The 16594-nt window shown below is 40.3% G+C and carries 15 protein-coding genes; 9 read left to right on the top strand and 6 right to left on the bottom strand.

The window, feature by feature from the left end:
- Positions 1 to 179 precede the first annotated feature (179 nt).
- Positions 180 to 3089 carry an RNA polymerase-associated protein RapA gene (gene rapA / locus HC728_RS15245; protein WP_005417288.1) on the top strand — a complete coding sequence of 970 codons (2910 nt, stop codon included), beginning with the start codon at positions 180 to 182 and terminating at the stop codon, positions 3087 to 3089.
- Positions 3090 to 3151: 62 nt separating this feature from the next.
- Positions 3152 to 3889, top strand: coding sequence for a bifunctional tRNA pseudouridine(32) synthase/23S rRNA pseudouridine(746) synthase RluA (rluA, locus tag HC728_RS15240; RefSeq protein WP_011261089.1), 738 nt, complete (start codon positions 3152 to 3154; stop codon positions 3887 to 3889).
- 50 nt (positions 3890 to 3939) lie between these two features.
- Here the strand turns inward: rluA and HC728_RS15235 are convergent, their stop codons facing one another.
- The 4 genes from HC728_RS15235 to argR form a co-directional block, all read right to left on the bottom strand.
- Positions 3940 to 4377, bottom strand: coding sequence for a universal stress protein (locus HC728_RS15235; protein ID WP_005417292.1), 438 nt, complete (start codon positions 4375 to 4377; stop codon positions 3940 to 3942).
- Positions 4378 to 4428: 51 nt separating this feature from the next.
- Complete coding sequence (locus HC728_RS15230; protein ID WP_012532637.1) at positions 4429 to 7005, bottom strand: TRAP transporter permease; 2577 nt, start codon at positions 7003 to 7005, stop codon at positions 4429 to 4431.
- 296 nt (positions 7006 to 7301) lie between these two features.
- Positions 7302 to 8276 (bottom strand): TAXI family TRAP transporter solute-binding subunit, encoded by a 975-nt coding sequence (locus HC728_RS15225; RefSeq protein WP_005417296.1) that lies wholly within the window; start codon positions 8274 to 8276, stop codon positions 7302 to 7304.
- A gap of 331 nt (positions 8277 to 8607) precedes the next feature.
- Positions 8608 to 9078: a transcriptional regulator ArgR gene (argR, locus tag HC728_RS15220; protein ID WP_005417299.1), complete on the bottom strand. Its 471-nt coding sequence runs from the start codon at positions 9076 to 9078 to the stop codon at positions 8608 to 8610.
- 273 nt (positions 9079 to 9351) lie between these two features.
- On the opposite strand from argR, the gene mdh reads away from it, so the two are divergent.
- Positions 9352 to 10287, top strand: a complete 936-nt coding sequence (gene mdh / locus HC728_RS15215; protein WP_012532844.1) for a malate dehydrogenase — start codon at positions 9352 to 9354, stop codon at positions 10285 to 10287.
- Positions 10288 to 10368: 81 nt separating this feature from the next.
- On the opposite strand, the gene ispB is transcribed toward mdh, so the two are convergent.
- Positions 10369 to 11340 carry an octaprenyl diphosphate synthase gene (gene ispB, locus HC728_RS15210; RefSeq protein WP_017018278.1) on the bottom strand — a complete coding sequence of 324 codons (972 nt, stop codon included), beginning with the start codon at positions 11338 to 11340 and terminating at the stop codon, positions 10369 to 10371.
- Positions 11341 to 11616: 276 nt separating this feature from the next.
- On the opposite strand from ispB, the gene rplU reads away from it, so the two are divergent.
- From rplU to folA, 6 genes are all read left to right on the top strand, one after another.
- Complete coding sequence (gene rplU / locus HC728_RS15205; protein ID WP_005417305.1) at positions 11617 to 11928, top strand: 50S ribosomal protein L21; 312 nt, start codon at positions 11617 to 11619, stop codon at positions 11926 to 11928.
- A gap of 17 nt (positions 11929 to 11945) precedes the next feature.
- Positions 11946 to 12203 carry a 50S ribosomal protein L27 gene (gene rpmA, locus HC728_RS15200; RefSeq protein ID WP_005417307.1) on the top strand — a complete coding sequence of 86 codons (258 nt, stop codon included), beginning with the start codon at positions 11946 to 11948 and terminating at the stop codon, positions 12201 to 12203.
- A gap of 236 nt (positions 12204 to 12439) precedes the next feature.
- Entirely contained in the window at positions 12440 to 13612 is a 1173-nt protein-coding gene (cgtA, locus tag HC728_RS15195) for an Obg family GTPase CgtA (protein WP_005417309.1), read from the top strand.
- Positions 13613 to 13744: 132 nt separating this feature from the next.
- Complete coding sequence (locus tag HC728_RS15190; protein WP_065641450.1) at positions 13745 to 14515, top strand: threonine/serine exporter ThrE family protein; 771 nt, start codon at positions 13745 to 13747, stop codon at positions 14513 to 14515.
- Positions 14508 to 14999 (top strand): threonine/serine exporter family protein, encoded by a 492-nt coding sequence (locus tag HC728_RS15185; RefSeq protein ID WP_005417313.1) that lies wholly within the window; start codon positions 14508 to 14510, stop codon positions 14997 to 14999. Before HC728_RS15190 ends, HC728_RS15185 begins: the two co-directional genes overlap by 8 nt.
- Before the next feature lie 22 nt (positions 15000 to 15021).
- Positions 15022 to 15501, top strand: coding sequence for a type 3 dihydrofolate reductase (gene folA / locus HC728_RS15180; protein ID WP_190395717.1), 480 nt, complete (start codon positions 15022 to 15024; stop codon positions 15499 to 15501).
- 270 nt (positions 15502 to 15771) lie between these two features.
- Here folA and apaH read toward each other — a convergent pair whose 3' ends face one another.
- Positions 15772 to 16587 (bottom strand): bis(5'-nucleosyl)-tetraphosphatase (symmetrical) ApaH, encoded by an 816-nt coding sequence (gene apaH / locus HC728_RS15175; RefSeq protein WP_190395716.1) that lies wholly within the window; start codon positions 16585 to 16587, stop codon positions 15772 to 15774.
- Positions 16588 to 16594: the final 7 nt, after the last annotated feature.

The raw sequence follows: 16594 nt of genomic DNA, 5'->3' as shown, positions 1-16594 counted from the left end.
AATGCGTATAATCGACTACACTCATTTTTATAGTAAATTGGCGTGACCTGAGTGCTCTCATACAGTAACATTAGCGCCCTTTTGAGCCTTAACCTTTGCGGGTTGTCTATTCTTGGCTTTCGAAAAAATTCTCATTCCATATCTTATAAAACAAATTAATTTTGAGGTGCGTTACCACTATGTCATTTGCTTTGGGACAACGTTGGATCAGTGATACAGAAAGTGATTTAGGTTTAGGTACGGTAGTGGCTGTTGATGACAGAACCGTATCATTACTTTTTGCTGCATCAGAAGAAAACCGTTTATACGCAAAACACGATGCACCCGTTACCCGAGTGATGTTCAATAAGGGAGATACCATTGAAAGCCATGAGGGCTGGTCACTTGATGTTGAAGACGTTATTGAAGAAGGCGGTTTATTAACTTATATCGGTACTCGAGTTGATACTGACGAAGCCAATGTGGTACTTCGTGAGACGTTATTGAGTCATCAAATCCGTTTTAATAAACCTCAAGATAAATTATTTGCAGGTCAAATTGATCGTATGGATCGATTTGCTTTGCGTTTCCGTGCACTTCAGAACCAATACGAACAACACAAAAGCCCGATGCGCGGTTTATGTGGCATGCGTGCTGGATTGATCCCTCACCAATTATTCATTGCTCATGAAGTGGGTCGTCGTTATGCGCCACGTGTTTTATTAGCCGATGAAGTGGGTTTAGGTAAAACTATCGAAGCGGGTATGATTATTCACCAACAGGTGCTTTCTGGTCGTGCAGAGCGCGTACTGATTGTTGTACCTGAAACACTGCAACATCAATGGTTAGTTGAAATGATGCGTCGTTTTAACCTTCATTTTTCTATCTTTGATGAAGAGCGTTGTGTTGAAGCTTACGCTGATTCTGAAAATCCATTTGATACCGCACAATTTGTTTTATGTTCTTTGGACTTTATTCGTAAGAGTAAGCGTCGTTTTGAGCAAGTCGTTGAAGCCGATTGGGATTTGCTAGTTGTAGATGAAGCACATCACTTAGAGTGGAATCAAACGAAGCCTAGTCGTGAATATCAAGTTATCGAAGCGATTGCAGAAGAAACGCCAGGAGTATTACTGCTAACAGCGACACCTGAGCAATTAGGCCATGAGAGTCACTTTGCTCGTTTACGTCTATTAGATCCTGATCGTTTTTATGATTATGACGCATTCGTAGAAGAAGAACGTCAATATCAACCTGTGGCTGATGCAGTAACGGCATTAATGAGCGGTGAAAAACTATCAAATGATGCGAAAAACCGTATTACTGAACTGCTTTCTGAGCAAGATGTAGAGCCGCTATTTAGAATTATTGAGTCATCAGCAGCAGAAGATGAACAAGCTCAAGCTCGCCAAGAATTAGTGGATAACTTAATGGACCGTCATGGTACGGGTCGTGTGTTATTCCGTAATACTCGTGCAGCTATTAAAGGTTTCCCACAGCGTAACCTTAATTTAATGCCGATGCCTTTACCATCTCAGTATGCTACGTCTATGCGTGTTGCAACCATGATGGGTGGACGCATGACGGATGAAGCTCGTGCAATGAAGATGCTTTATCCAGAAGAGATCTTCCAAGAGTTTGAAGGTGATAGTGCGACGTGGTGGCAGTTTGACCCGCGTGTTAACTGGTTGCTAGAGCTACTGAAAGAAAACCGTAATGAGAAGGTGCTTATTATTGCATCTCGAGCTTCAACGGCATTACAACTTGAGCAAGCATTACGTGAGCGTGAAGGTATTCGTGGTACGGTTTTCCATGAAGGTATGTCAATTATTGAACGTGATAAAGCGGCAGCTTACTTCGCACAAGAAGAAGGCGGCGCACAGGTATTGATTTGTTCTGAGATTGGTTCTGAAGGTCGTAACTTCCAGTTTGCTAATCAACTTGTCATGTTTGATTTACCGTTTAACCCTGACTTACTTGAGCAACGTATTGGTCGTTTGGATCGTATTGGTCAAAAACGCGATATTGAAATTCATGTTCCTTATCTACAAGGTACATCTCAAGAATTGCTTGCTCGTTGGTTTGATGAAGGTTTGAATGCCTTTGGTGAAACGTGTCCAACAGGTCGTGCTGTTTATGACAAATTTGCTGATGCAATTATTGCTATCTTAGCAACAGGTAAATCTGATGGCTTAGAATCATTAATTGAAGAGTCGGCTGCATTAAATAAATCGCTAAAAGCACAATTAGAGCAAGGTCGTGACCGTTTATTAGAAGTACATTCTAATGGTGGTGATAAAGCGAAAGAAATTGCAGAGCAAATTGCGGCGACCGACGGCGATACAAATCTTGTTAATTTTGCATTAAACCTATTTGATACCATTGGTTTAAACCAAGATGATAAAGGTGAAAATGCCATTGTTGTCACTCCAGCAGAAAACATGTTGGTATCAAGCTACCCAGGTTTACCTTATGAAGGTTGTACTATTACGTTTGACCGTGAAACAGCGCTTTCTCGTGAAGACATGAACTTGATCAGTTGGGAACACCCAATGATTCAAGGTGGTATTGATCTTGTTTTAACCGAAGGGGTAGGGGCAACAGCGGTTTCTTTATTGAAGAATAAAGCATTACCAGCAGGCACTTTATTATTAGAACTGGTTTATGTAGTAGATGCGCAAGCTCCTAAACAGAGTGGTATTGCTCGTTTCTTACCTAAAACGCCTATTCGTATCATGATGGATGGTAAAGGTAATGATCTTTCTGCTCAGGTTGAATTTGAAAGCTTTAACCGTCAGCTAAGTCCAGTTAATCGTCATATGGCGAGCAAGTTGGTTAATTCGGTTCAAAAAGAGATCCATGGATTAATCGATAAAGCGGAAATTAGCATGGAAGAGCGTTTAGAAAGCGTTCGCACTGATGCTGAAAAAGAGATGAAAGCAGCACTTAATTCAGAGCTTGAACGTTTACAAGCTTTGAAAGCAGTCAACCCAAATATTCGTGATGAAGAGTTAACTCAAATTGAAACTCAAATGAGCGAACTATCTGGTTATATTGGTAAAGCACAAGTTCAGTTAGATTCATTACGTCTAATTGTAGTGAGCCATAATTAAGTAACATCATGCTCTCTGAATAATGGTATGTTTCAGAGAGCATGCCTATAGTGAGTATAAGCATGGCAATGCTAGAATATTTACCACCTCAAGATCCGTGGATAGACATTGTTTATCAAGACGAATCTATTTTAGTGGTAAACAAGCCATCTGGTTTATTATCTGTACCTGGCCGAGCTCCTGAGCATTACGATAGTATGTGGAGCCGTTTAAAGGTTGAATTCCCTGATATTCAAGTTGTACATCGTTTAGATATGTCTACGTCAGGGTTAATGTTGTTTGCGATGAATAAATACAGCGAACGTCATTTAAAGAAACAGTTTCAGTACCGTCTAACGCATAAAATTTATTATGCGCGAGTATGGGGAAACATTGAGCAAGATGAAGGTGAAATTGATTTACCTTTAATTTGTGATTGGGAGAATAGACCAAAACAGAAAGTCTGTTTTGAGCATGGCAAACCTTCTCAAACTCGCTATCAAGTTGTAAGACGTGAAGAGAAAACGACGATTGTTCGGTTGCTACCGATTACTGGGCGCTCTCATCAATTACGTGTACATATGCTATCGATTGGGCATCCGATTGTTGGGGATGAGTTTTATGCGAATGAGGAAGCGAAGAATTTCTCTTCTCGTTTGGAGTTGCATGCGGCTGAATTGAGCTTTTACCATCCAAAATCGGACTGGGTTCGCTCTATTTTTGTCCCTTGTGATTTTTATCCTGAAGCACAAGAGATGATGTTTTCTATTTATGATCCAACAAGAAAGCTACCAGATTATAAAACATTGAAATCATCTTAATAAAAAATCAGTTCGAGATGAATGTCTCGAACTGAATCTTTTCATTATGGTTAGCCTTGTGGCTTTACAACCATGACATTGATTGGTGAGTTTTCAACAACTTTACTTGCCACCGAACCTAACATTACCTTATCAATCTTTGAGCGTTTGTGGCTCGGCATGACAATAAGGTCAGCACCTAAGCGTTCAGCGTAATCAAGAATAGTGACATAAGGTTTTCCTTCTGACACATGAACTTTATATACGACTTCCTCATCAACAAACTTCGCAGCAAATTTGTTTAATTGATCGGATACATCAGCTTTCATTTGCTTTGCAGCATCTTTAGGAAAGTATGTAGAGACCATAGACATATGAATCCCCGGTAATACATTCAAAAGATGCAGTTCTGCATTTGATTGTTTTGCATGCCAAACCGCTAATTCAACGGCTTTATCTGCAAACCCTTTTTCGTTTAAATCTACTGGAACCAAGATCTGTTTATACATATTTTTATTACCTAATTTGGGGAGATGATACTCCCCATAGATTCCATTCAATTATGCCGCTAAGTTATCCTTTTTTGCTCGGCGACGTTGATTTAAGCCTAATGCCAAAAGTAGCAGTAGAGTTGGAACAAATACCCACTCTTTTAATGGACGATCTGCATCAAGGACAACTTGTTTGATTTCCCAATCAAAATCAATACCAGATGCTTCAGCAGGACTTCCAAACTCAACCATATCGACAATCATTTTGTTGTCGACTTCAGATAGCATTAGCCCCATTGAACTGACCCGTTCTTCCCCAGTGATAGCTCTCTCATCAAAAGGTAAACGAACGGTTTTGTTTATGATGTCACCTTCTAGGTTTTCACCACTCACTTGTAATTCCAGTGATTGTCCTATATTTAGCCCTTCTGCGATTTGAGCAATCTCAATTCCTTGGTGATAATCTTTTGCTGGATACAATTGATCCCACCAGTACCCCGGACGGAATAAAGAGAAAGTAATTAACAATAAAAGAGCCGTTTCCCACCATTTTGTTTTAGTAAACCACCAGCCTTGTGTTGCTGCAGAAAAAGTTAACATCGCAATGATCGATGAAATAACCGTTAATGCTAGGTGCCACCAAGAATCAATACCCATTAACAATAGTTGAGTATTGAAAATAAACATAAATGGCAGGATTGCAGTACGAATATCGTAAGTAAACCCTTGGATACCGGTTCGTATTGGATCTGATTTTGCGATGGCTGCCGCAGCAAATGCAGCAAGACCTACCGGTGGAGTATCATCCGCTAAGATACCAAAATAAAAGACGAATAAATGAACTGCAATTAATGGAATGATTAATCCATGGGCAGCACCTAATGTCACAATAACTGGAGCCATAAGGGTTGATACAACAATGTAGTTTGCTGTTGTTGGTAAGCCCATACCAAGAATTAAGCTGATCACCGCAGTAAATAACAGCATTAATATGATGCTACCGCCAGAAATAAATTCTACGAAATCAGTCATAACAAGGCCGATACCCGTAAGTGTTACTACACCAACAACCGTACCAGCAGCTGCCGTTGCAACACCGATACCAATCATGTTTCTAGCACCTGATACCAGACTTTCTAGTAAATCATCAAATCCTTGTTTTACACTTTCGAACATATCGCCTTCTTTAGTAAAAAAGCTGATTAATGGTCGTTGAGTTAACAAGATAAAGATCATAAATACTGATGCCCAGAATGCAGATAGACCAGGAGAAAATCGCTCAACAGTTAAACACCACACTAATACCACTATAGGCAATAAGAAATGTAAACCTGATTTGATCGTTGGGCCGGGATCTGGCACTTCTGTTAACTCTTCATCAATAGCCATCATGGCATGTTCTTGATATTTAGCTGAAATACGAATTAAGCCAACATAAGACAGCAGCAATGCAATCGTAACAATTGGGGTTGCTGCATCACCAAAAACACCTTTTGTCCAACCGATACCGTAATAGACAGCAGCACTAATAATACACAGACCAAGAATGGTTCCTGTAAAAGAGAGTAAACTTTGAACGAGTGTAGGATTATGGCGACGTGGTAAACCTTTCATACCTGCTTTACAGGCTTCAAGGTGGACAATATAAAGTAATGCTATGTAAGAAATAAGCGCTGGTAATAAGGCCGCTTTAATTACTTCAACATACGAAATACCCACGTACTCCACCATTAAGAATGCCGCAGCCCCCATAATAGGTGGTGTTAATTGACCATTCGTTGATGCTGCAACTTCAACGGCACCCGCTTTTGTTCCAGGGAAACCAACACGTTTCATTAGTGGAATGGTGAATGTGCCAGTTGTTACAACATTGGCAATAGAAGACCCTGAAACTAAACCTGATAAACCTGAAGCAACAACCGCTGCTTTTGCTGGGCCACCTTTCATATGACCGAGTAGAGAGAAAGCCACTTTAATAAAGTAAGCACCAGCACCTGCTTTTTCTAACATGGCGCCAAAAAGTACAAATAAGAAAACAAATGAGGTTGATACGCCTAAAGCAACGCCAAATACCCCTTCAGTTGTTAACCATAAGTGAGACATCGCTTTATTTAAGCTTGCACCTTTATGAGCAATAACATCGGGCATGTGTGGACCGGCAAAGGTGTATAGAAGAAACACTGCCGCCACAACCATGAGTGGTGGACCTAATGCTCGTCGAGTTGCTTCAAGTAATAAAATCATACCGGTAACAGCAGCCACAATATCAAATGTGGTTGGTGCGCCAGAGCGGCCTGCAAGTTCGGTATAAAAAATATAGATATAAGCAGCAGCGAAACTGCCTAATAAAGCCAGAACCCAATCAATCGTAGGAATACGGTCTCTTGGTGAGTTTTTGAGTGCAGGGTAAGCGGTGAATGCTAAAAAAATAGCAAACGCTAAGTGTATAGAGCGCGCTTCTGTATCATTAAGTATGCCGAAATCAAAAATGAACGGTAAAGGAGAGGCATACCAAAGCTGGAATAAAGACCAACATAGTGGAACAAACCATAAAATACGGCCAGATAATCCTTGCGGTGAACGAGCCCCGGTATCAGATTGGGCCACCATTTCTTGCACATCTTGTGACGATGAAGATTGCGTCATGTACTTTTCCTTAGTGATGGTCGAATTTAATACTCTTTCAATTAAGTATTAGGTTTCCGAATATAGCCAATGCATAGGCCAAAAAAGCTGATCTTCAAATCCGTTTATCGCAATAACCATCGTATTTATTTTTTGTTTTAGCTTACTTTTTCAAAGTGAAGTTTGAACATTGAATAATAAGATAGTTGTTACCAATTGAACGGTTGGTATTATTATTGTCCATTTAATAGAAAAATCAGAAAGTAGAGCGAAGGATAAAAGAGGCCATATGACCTCTTTTACCTAAAGAAGTGTTTCTATTTTAGTAGGCCGACTTCTTTATAGTATTTCACTGCACCTGGGTGTAGTGGGATAGAAAGACCTGCTTTAACCATGTCTTCTTTTTTCAACGTTGCAAATGCAGGGTGTAAACGTTTAAACGTATCAAAGTTTTCAAATACCGCTTTTGCAACACTGTAAGCGACTTCATCTGAAACATCTGATGTAGTTACCATTGTCGCCGCTACACCAAAGCTATTCACATCACCTGTAGTACCACGGTACATACCTGCTGGCACAGTACTGTATGCATAGTAAGGATTGTCCGCTACGATCTTATCGATTTTAGGTCCAGTTGCTGAAACCAGTTTTGCATCACAAGATGTTGTCGCTTCTTTGATTGAGCCATTTGGGTGACCAACCATATAGATGAATGCATCAATTTTATTATCACAAAGAGCTTGTGAACGTTCAGAACCTTTAAGTTCAGAAGCTAACTTAAAGCTATCGTTTGTCCAACCCATAGCATCCATAACAACTCCCATGGTTGCACGGTCACCAGAACCTGGGTTACCAATGTTTACACGCTTGCCTTCAAGATCAGCAACATTGTTAATGCCTGAGTCAGTACGAGCTATGATGTTAAAAGGTTCTGTATGAAGAGAGAACATCGCACGCAGTTTTTTGTAAGGACCTTGAGCTTCAAATTTACTAGTACCGTTATAACCGTGGTATTGCCAATCTGACTGTACAATACCAAAATCAAGCTCACCTGAGCGGATCGTATTTACGTTGTAGATTGAGCCGCCTGTTGATTCAACAGAACAACGAACATTGTGTTCTTTACGATCTTTGTTGACTAATTTACAGATTGCACCGCCTGTTGGGTAGTAAACACCTGTTACAGAGCCTGTACCAATAGTTATGAATTCTTGGGCACTCGCAGTTCCCATACCTGCAGTCATCATTGCCGCAGCTACAGCAGTTGCTTTAATTACATTTTGTAATGCCATGTTATTCCCTTCCTTTATTATTTTGTTTTTTATCACGCCACCTAATGAAAAGTATAAGATAAAAAACAGTATTTATTCACTTCATCATAAAGTGTTTTAAATTTCCTGTTACAGAAATGGCGTCCGAATGATAGCAAATTAACACAAGTAGTTTAAATTGATGTTAAATAAATTCTATCAAAAATGTGAAATAAACAACTATTGATAGAGTTATTTGTTGAAGCTTTTATCTAATTTAAGCGGTTTATGGCATGTTTAGTGTGGTTAATGAGAAGTGCAAAAATAGGGGAAAGCACTTTATAAGGGCATAAAGTGCTTAAAATTTTGAGGATTAAACTGAGTATTCAAATAAGTCACAAACTGAATCAAACAGTTCAGCAACTTCAATATTACGGGTTGGTGTAATAAAGATAGTATCGTCACCTGCGACAACACCTAAGATGCCTTCCGCTTTACCTAAAGAGTCAAGTAAGCGAGCAATTAGTTGCGCAGCACCAGGGCCAGTATGAATAACAACTAATGCATTGTTGTAATCAATATCCATGACAAGTTCACGTAAGGAGCTTGAAACAGTAGGTACACCAAGTTCAACAGGTAGGCAGTAAACCATTTCCATTTTTGCGTTGCGTGTACGCACTGCGCCAAACTTAGTTAGCATTCGTGATACTTTGGATTGGTTAATATTATCAAAGCCAGATAGACGAAGAGCGTCAACGATTTCACCTTGGGAGCCAAATCGTTCAGCTTTAAGAATGGCTTTAAACTCTTTAACTAATAGTTCTTGTTTTTCATTATTTCGCATACTGTTTTGATTCTTTTTGCAATAATTCCTACTATTCTCGCATAATTATTTATTTATAACCAAGTCAAAATGGCAAATTTGTGAATAATTACCAGTCATTAATCGGTATCATTGGTAACGAATTTGTAGCACGGATCAGATGTCATTGCGTAAGGTCGCAAAGCGAGGAAAACTTCGTTGAATTTCCATTGTCCTTACTATAACGTCAGATTCAGTCTGAAAGTAAAATCTTTAAATAATAACAATATTCCTACCATATCAAGGAGAACGAACATGAAAGTAGCTGTTATTGGTGCCGCTGGCGGCATTGGACAAGCGTTAGCATTACTTCTTAAGAACCGTTTACCAGCAGGATCAGATCTTGCTCTGTATGATATTGCCCCTGTAACTCCGGGTGTAGCAGCAGATCTAAGCCACATCCCAACACCAGTATCAATCAAAGGATATTGTGGAGAGGATCCAACTCCAGCACTAGAAGGTGCCGATGTTGTACTTATTTCAGCTGGCGTAGCTCGTAAACCAGGAATGGATCGTTCTGATCTTTTTAATATCAATGCCGGTATTGTTAAATCGTTAACTGAAAAGATTGCGGTAACTTGTCCAAAAGCATGTATTGGTATTATTACGAACCCAGTAAATACAACGGTAGCGATTGCTGCGGAAGTACTTAAAAAAGCTGGTGTATACGACAAAAATAAATTATTTGGTGTAACTACACTGGATGTGATCCGTTCAGAAACGTTTGTAGCAGAGCTGAAAGATAAAGATCCAGGCGAGATCCGTGTGCCTGTTATTGGTGGTCACTCTGGTGTTACTATCTTACCTCTTCTTTCTCAAGTTGAAGGTGTTGAGTTTACTGCTGAAGAAGTGGCTGCGCTGACTCCTCGTATCCAAAATGCGGGAACAGAAGTGGTTGAAGCTAAAGCGGGTGGCGGCTCTGCAACACTATCTATGGGCCAAGCGGCATGTCGTTTTGGTTTGTCACTAGTAAAAGCATTAAGTGGCGAGCAAGGTGTTGTTGAATGTGCTTATGTAGAAGGTAACGGTGAACATGCTCGTTTCTTCGCGCAACCAATTCTACTTGGTAAAAATGGGGTTGAAGAAATTCAATCTTATGGTGAGCTAAGTGCATTTGAACAAGAAGCACTAGAAAGTATGCTAGATACGCTAAGAGGCGATATCAAAATTGGCGAAGAGTTTGTTCAATAAATACTAGATATTAATTGAAAGAGAAAGGGGCAGATAGTTTAACTATCTGCCCCTTTATTATGTTTGAAAGAAAATTGCGGATTATTTACTGCGTTTAACGGCTAGATGCGCTAATGCTTTCAGTGCTTCTTTGTAATCTGATTCAGGAAGAATGGCTAATTCAGCAATCGCTTTATCTGCTTCTTCATCTGCTTTTTGTTTGGTGTACTCTAGAGAGCCAACTTCTTCCATACAAGCAAGGATAGGATCAAGTTTATCTAAACCATTACCATTTTCTATTGCTTCACGGATCATTGCGTTTTGTTCTTTATTTCCGTGCATCATGGCATGTAATAGAGGCAGTGTTGGTTTACCTTCAGCAAGGTCATCGCCTACATTTTTACCCATGTCTTCACCATCAGAGGTGTAATCCATGACATCATCAATCAGTTGGAAGGCGGTACCTAAATACTTTCCGTAATTTTGTAATGCCGTTTCAATTTCTTGTGGGGCATCGTTTAGGATCGCACCGATCTGCGTTGCAGCTTCAAATAAACGAGCTGTTTTAGAGTAGATCACTTGCATATAACTTTCTTCAGTCGTATTAGGATCGTTACAGTTCATTAATTGAAGGACTTCACCTTCGGCGATCACATTTACAGCTTCACTCATTAAACTAAGGATCTTTATGGATCCTAAGCTAGTCATCATTTGGAAAGAGCGGGTATAGATGAAATCACCTACAAGCACACTTGCTGCATTTCCGAACTCGGCATTTGCCGTTGCTTTACCGCGGCGCATGTCTGATTCATCAACAACATCATCGTGCAATAGGGTCGCAGTATGAATAAATTCAATAAAAGCAGCTGCCATTGTATGGTCTCTGCCTTCGTATCCAAGAGCTTTAGCAGATAAAATGGCAAGAACAGGGCGTAGACGTTTACCACCGCCACTTACAATGTAAAAACCAAGTTGGTTGATTAGCGCAACATCTGAGTTGAGTTGAGCTAAGATGGTCTCATTGACGATTGCCATGTCATCAGCCGTTAGGGCTTGAATAGCTTTAAAATCCATTATTCTTCCAGCAAGGTTAGGGCCTAAATCAGGCTAAATTATAATAAGTGATTAACTAAATAATACACTAAAATGGGCCTAGCAATACAGTCGAAAATTGTCTCCTTATAGCTTAATGAGCATGTCGGCGATCTTTTCATCATTTTTCTTCATTTTTGGGTTGTCAGATTGAAATGATTCGCGTAGAATCCACGCCCTATTGATGACAAGTTTAACGCACACCAAAATTGTTGAGTAAACAAAATATATGGTAGTGCGGAAGTAGCGGAGTAAAATATGTACGCTGTTTTCCAATCTGGTGGTAAACAACACCGTGTAAGCGAAGGTCAAACTCTTCGTTTGGAAAAATTAGACGTTGAGACTGGCGCAACAGTTGAGTTCGACAACGTTCTTATGATTGCTAACGGTGAAGAAATCACTGTTGGTGCACCTCTAGTAGCTGGCGGTAAAGTAACTGCGGAAGTAGTTCAGCACGGTCGTGGCGATAAAGTTAAAATCGTTAAGTTCCGTCGTCGTAAGCATTCTCGTAAGCAACAGGGCCACCGTCAATGGTTCACTGAAGTCAAAATTACTGGCATCAGCGCTTAATCTAAGGAGAATAACAAATGGCACATAAAAAAGCTGGCGGTTCTACACGTAACGGCCGTGATTCAGAAAGTAAACGTCTTGGTGTTAAGCGTTTCGGTGGCGAATCTGTTCTTGCAGGTAACATCATCGTTCGTCAACGTGGTACTAAATTCCACGCTGGTACTAACGTAGGCATCGGTAAAGACCACACTCTTTTCGCTCTATCTGAAGGTAAAGTGAAATTTGAAGTTAAAGGTCCTAAAAACCGTAAATTCGTTTCTATCGAAGCTGAATAATAACTTTTTAAGTTAATTCTAAAGCCCTGCCAATTGGCGGGGCTTTTTATTTATGGATAGTCACCAGTTAAACACTCTTCATCTATAATAAGAGTACTTAACTAGTGACTATATTAATATATACGTAGCGTAAAGATCATTGACGATCCAATCTTAAGGTCTCATTCTGGTCTACAGTAAATGAAGCCGTACTTAATTAATAAAATAAGTACCAACGCTACAGCTCGGAGAAGAAAATGAAATTCGTTGATGAAGCGACAATTAAAGTAGATGCAGGCGACGGCGGTAACGGCGTTGTTAGTTTTTGGCGTGAAAAATTCGTAGCCAAAGGTGGTCCTGATGGTGGTGACGGCGGTGATGGCGGCGACGTTTATCTAGAAGCTGATGAAAACCTTAATACATTAATCGATTACCGTTTTAATCGTTTTTATAACGCTGAGCGTGGTAAAAATGGTAGTGGTGGTAACTGTACAGGTAAACGCGGCGAAGACATTACGCTTAAAGTACCAGTAGGTACACGTGCGATTGATATTGATACCGGTGAGAAAGTTGCAGAACTAATGACTCACGGTATGAAGCAAATGGTCGCAAAAGGCGGTTGGCACGGCTTGGGTAACACGCGTTTTAAATCATCTGTAAACCGTGCTCCACGTCAAAAGACATTAGGAACAAAAGGTGAAGTTCGTGAACTTCGTTTAGAGCTTCTTCTTCTTGCAGATGTTGGTATGCTTGGTCTACCAAATGCGGGTAAATCTACATTTATCCGTGCGGTATCTGCTGCAAAACCAAAAGTAGCGGATTACCCATTCACAACCTTAATTCCTAGCTTAGGTGTAGTACGTGCTCGTGGTAATAAGAGTTTCGTTGTAGCGGATATTCCAGGTCTAATTGAAGGTGCTGCTGATGGTGCTGGTCTTGGTGTTCGTTTCTTAAAACACCTTGAGCGTTGTCGTGTATTGCTTCATGTAATTGATATTCTTCCAATTGATGGCAGTGATCCGGTACAAAATGCCCTGACGATCATTGATGAGTTAGAGCAGTACAGTGAGAAAGTTGCAGGTAAACCACGTTGGTTACTGTTCAACAAAACTGACCTTCTATTAGAAGAAGAAGCAGACGAGAAGATCAATGAGATCCTAGAAGCATTAGCTTGGGAAGACCGTTACTTTAAGATTGCAGCAGTAAGTCGTACTGGTACTCAAGAGTTATGTGATGAGTTAGCTGATTTCATGGATACACTACCAAAAGAAATCCAAACAGAAGAAGAAAAAGCAGCGAACAAAGTTGACTTCATGTGGGATGATTACCACAAAGATGCAATGTCTGGTAAAGACGTTGTTACTGAAGACGATTGGGATGATTGGGACGATGAAGAAGATGACGGTCACGTTATCTATGTTCGTGACTAATTTGTTTTGTTCTCATTGCAGATAATAATGATAAAAAACCGCACTTGTTGCGGTTTTTTTTATTTAAATCATTAAACACTGAGTTGAAAAGATTAGAATAGATTTTTATTTAATGAATCATTGCGAATAAACATGGATGAGAAGCAAAGAGAAATATCCCGCTTAGTAGCAAAAGCGGGGCAAATGTTATTACAACATGGGGCTGAAAGCAGTTTAGTCTCTGATGTTAGCCGACGCTTAGGGATTGCTGTAGGGGCGGATGATGTTGAAGTATCTTTATCTGCGAGTTCATTAGTTATTACAACGGTGATTAATGAACGTTGTATGACAACGACCCGTAGGGCGCCTGATCGTGGAATCAATATGCGAGCCGTTACAGAGATCCAAAGGATCTGCATCATGTCAGAGAAAGGATTGCTTGATAGACACGATGCAACAGTAAAATTAGAAAAAGTGAGCCCAGAAAGATACAACCGTTGGCTAGTTGTGGTTATGATTGGTTTATCTTGTGCTAGTTTTAGTCGCCTAGCTGGTGGGGATTGGGCGGTCTTTCTCGTTACTTTTATTGCTTCTGCTTTAGGTATGATTGTTCGCCAAGAAATTGGGCACAGGAATTTTAATCCATTATTAAACTTCGGCGTTACTGCCTTCGTTACCACTCTTATTTCTTCTCAAGCCGTTATCTACCATATTGGCAATATTCCTTTTTTAGCAATGGCTTCTTCTGTTTTGATGTTGGTTCCCGGGTTCCCATTAATTAATGCCGTTGCTGATATGGTTAAAGGCTATGTCAATATGGGAACGGCTCGTTGGACGTTCGCAACTTTACTTACCTTAGCGACCAGTATTGGTATTGTTGGTGCAATGAATTTAGTTGGAGCGTGGGGGTGGTTAAATGGATAGTTTGTCTTTAAGTAGTGGATTGGCGTTATTTATCGCATTATTAAATGATATGTTTTTTGCCATGATCCCTGCGGTTGGTTTTGCTTTGGTATTTAATGTGCCTGTTAAAGCATTAAAATATTGCGCGATCGGTGGTGCGATTGGGCATGGTAGTCGTTTTTTATTATTGCACTTTGGTGTGCCATTGGAGTGGGCGACGTTATGTGCTGCCACAACCGTCGGTATGATTGGTGTTCATTGGTCACACCGATTTTTAGCACACCCAAAAGTATTTACGGTTGCAGCATTAATTCCAATGGTACCCGGTGTTTTTGCTTTTAAAGCCATGATTGCTGTTGTTGAAATTAATCACCTTGGGTATTCCCCGGAATTATGGGCAATGATGATTGATAATTTAATTAAGACCTTATTTACGGTTGCCGCATTGGCAATTGGCCTTGCTATGCCCGGGTTACTGTTTTACCGTAGAAAGTCGATTGTTTAAGTATAGTGATTAAGGAATAACTGTGAAAATTAGCATGATAGCCGCAATGGCAAAGAATCGTATTATTGGTATTGATAATCAGATGCCATGGCATTTGCCCGCTGATTTCGCTTGGTTTAAAAAATGCACTATGGGTAAACCTATTGTCATGGGGCGTAAGACTTATGAATCTATTGGTCGTCCATTGCCGGGTCGATTGAATATCGTATTAAGCCGTGATGCTAATTTACAAATTGATGGCGTAACTTGTGTTACTTCTATCGAAGAGGCTAAACAAGCCGTTGGTGATATTGAAGAACTTATGATTATTGGTGGTGGCTCAATTTACCAAGCGTGTCTTGCTGATGCTGATAAGCTGTACCTGACCTTTATTGACGCTGACATCAAGGGCGATACTCAATTCCCTGATTGGGGTGAGGGTTGGAATCAGACTCATTCTGAAACATATTCGAAAGATGAAAAGAATCAGTATGATATGGAGTTTGTGGTTCTTGAAAGGTAAGAGGCTACACGCTGCGCTAACTAGAGACTAGAGACTAGAGACTAGAGACTAGAGACTAGAGACTATAAGAGCGCGTATAAGTAGAATTGTGATAAATTAGGTTTCAGGACGCTGCGCTTGCAGGGTTCAGGTTTACTCGCTTTTGATTTTCCTGAGACCTGAAACCTGAAACCTGAAACCTCGCTCTTATAGTCTCTAGCTAGCGAAGCGCATAGCTCCTAGTCTCTGATCTTCCTCGTCCCTCGAGCGTAGCGTCCTTCTTTCTTTTCGTTACTGTTCTATCGCCTTCTGCGTAAAATACTTCCCATCATCAACACGGTACATCGTCATATATTCCCCCCATACACAGCCTGTATCGAGTGCTATTACGTTATTTCCTTCATGTCCCATGAGTGCCGCCCAATGACCAAAAATCACTTTGTGAGAAAGGGGAAGACGGTTTTCTAATTCAAACCAAGGCACGAGTTCATTGCTATTAATATCTTGAGGAGGCAGTTTGCACTCCATATCTAAGCGTCCATCTAAGTGACAAAAACGCATGCGAGTAAAGGCATTAATGATATAACGATAACGCTCTATACCTGATAATGTTACATCCCATGTATCAGGGTGGTTTTCATACATGTTTTCGAGTAACCATACCCATTTATCAGACAGTAATACGAATTCAACTTCACGAGCGCATTCTATTGCCGTTGGCATATCCCATTGAGGCGAAATGCCTGCGTGAGTCATTACGATGTCATATTCAGAATGAACAGCTAGCAATGGTTGATGGCGCAACCAAGTAAGTAGCTCTTCACTGTCTGGTGCGGTAAAAATAGGAGCGGTTTTGTCTTTTTCTTTAACGCGTGAAATGCCTTGAGATACAGCAAGTAGGTGGAGATCGTGGTTACCCAGAATCGTGATGGCAGCGTTACCTAATGATTTTACAAAGCGTAAGGTCTCTAATGATTTAGGTCCTCTTGCAACCAAATCTCCAGTTAACCAAAGTTGATCTTTTTCTCGATTAAACTCAACGCGTTCTAATAATAAAAGCAGTTCATCTAAACAGCCTTGAATATCACCAACAAAGTAAGTTGCCATGCCATTC

The sequence above is a fragment of the Aliivibrio sp. S10_S31 genome, assembly GCF_014694495.1.
GTDB classification, from domain to species: Bacteria; Pseudomonadota; Gammaproteobacteria; order Enterobacterales; family Vibrionaceae; genus Aliivibrio; species Aliivibrio fischeri.
Note: the sequence above shows the minus strand (reverse complement) of the source record. Positions and strands in the feature narration are given on the sequence as shown.

Excerpts from the sequence above, each read along its gene's own strand:
- rluA (WP_011261089.1), top strand. The coding sequence starts at position 3,152 with ATGGCAATGCTAGAATATTTACCACCTCAAGATCCGTGGATAGACATT.
- HC728_RS15225 (WP_005417296.1), bottom strand. The coding sequence starts at position 8,276 with ATGGCATTACAAAATGTAATTAAAGCAACTGCTGTAGCTGCGGCAATG.
- mdh (WP_012532844.1), top strand. The coding sequence starts at position 9,352 with ATGAAAGTAGCTGTTATTGGTGCCGCTGGCGGCATTGGACAAGCGTTA.
- argR (WP_005417299.1), bottom strand. The coding sequence starts at position 9,078 with ATGCGAAATAATGAAAAACAAGAACTATTAGTTAAAGAGTTTAAAGCC.
- rplU (WP_005417305.1), top strand. The coding sequence starts at position 11,617 with ATGTACGCTGTTTTCCAATCTGGTGGTAAACAACACCGTGTAAGCGAA.
- rpmA (WP_005417307.1), top strand. The coding sequence starts at position 11,946 with ATGGCACATAAAAAAGCTGGCGGTTCTACACGTAACGGCCGTGATTCA.
- rapA (WP_005417288.1), top strand. The coding sequence starts at position 180 with ATGTCATTTGCTTTGGGACAACGTTGGATCAGTGATACAGAAAGTGAT.
- HC728_RS15190 (WP_065641450.1), top strand. The coding sequence starts at position 13,745 with ATGGATGAGAAGCAAAGAGAAATATCCCGCTTAGTAGCAAAAGCGGGG.
- HC728_RS15185 (WP_005417313.1), top strand. The coding sequence starts at position 14,508 with ATGGATAGTTTGTCTTTAAGTAGTGGATTGGCGTTATTTATCGCATTA.
- apaH (WP_190395716.1), bottom strand. The coding sequence starts at position 16,587 with ATGGCAACTTACTTTGTTGGTGATATTCAAGGCTGTTTAGATGAACTG.
- HC728_RS15235 (WP_005417292.1), bottom strand. The coding sequence starts at position 4,377 with ATGTATAAACAGATCTTGGTTCCAGTAGATTTAAACGAAAAAGGGTTT.
- HC728_RS15230 (WP_012532637.1), bottom strand. The coding sequence starts at position 7,005 with ATGACGCAATCTTCATCGTCACAAGATGTGCAAGAAATGGTGGCCCAA.
- ispB (WP_017018278.1), bottom strand. The coding sequence starts at position 11,340 with ATGGATTTTAAAGCTATTCAAGCCCTAACGGCTGATGACATGGCAATC.
- cgtA (WP_005417309.1), top strand. The coding sequence starts at position 12,440 with ATGAAATTCGTTGATGAAGCGACAATTAAAGTAGATGCAGGCGACGGC.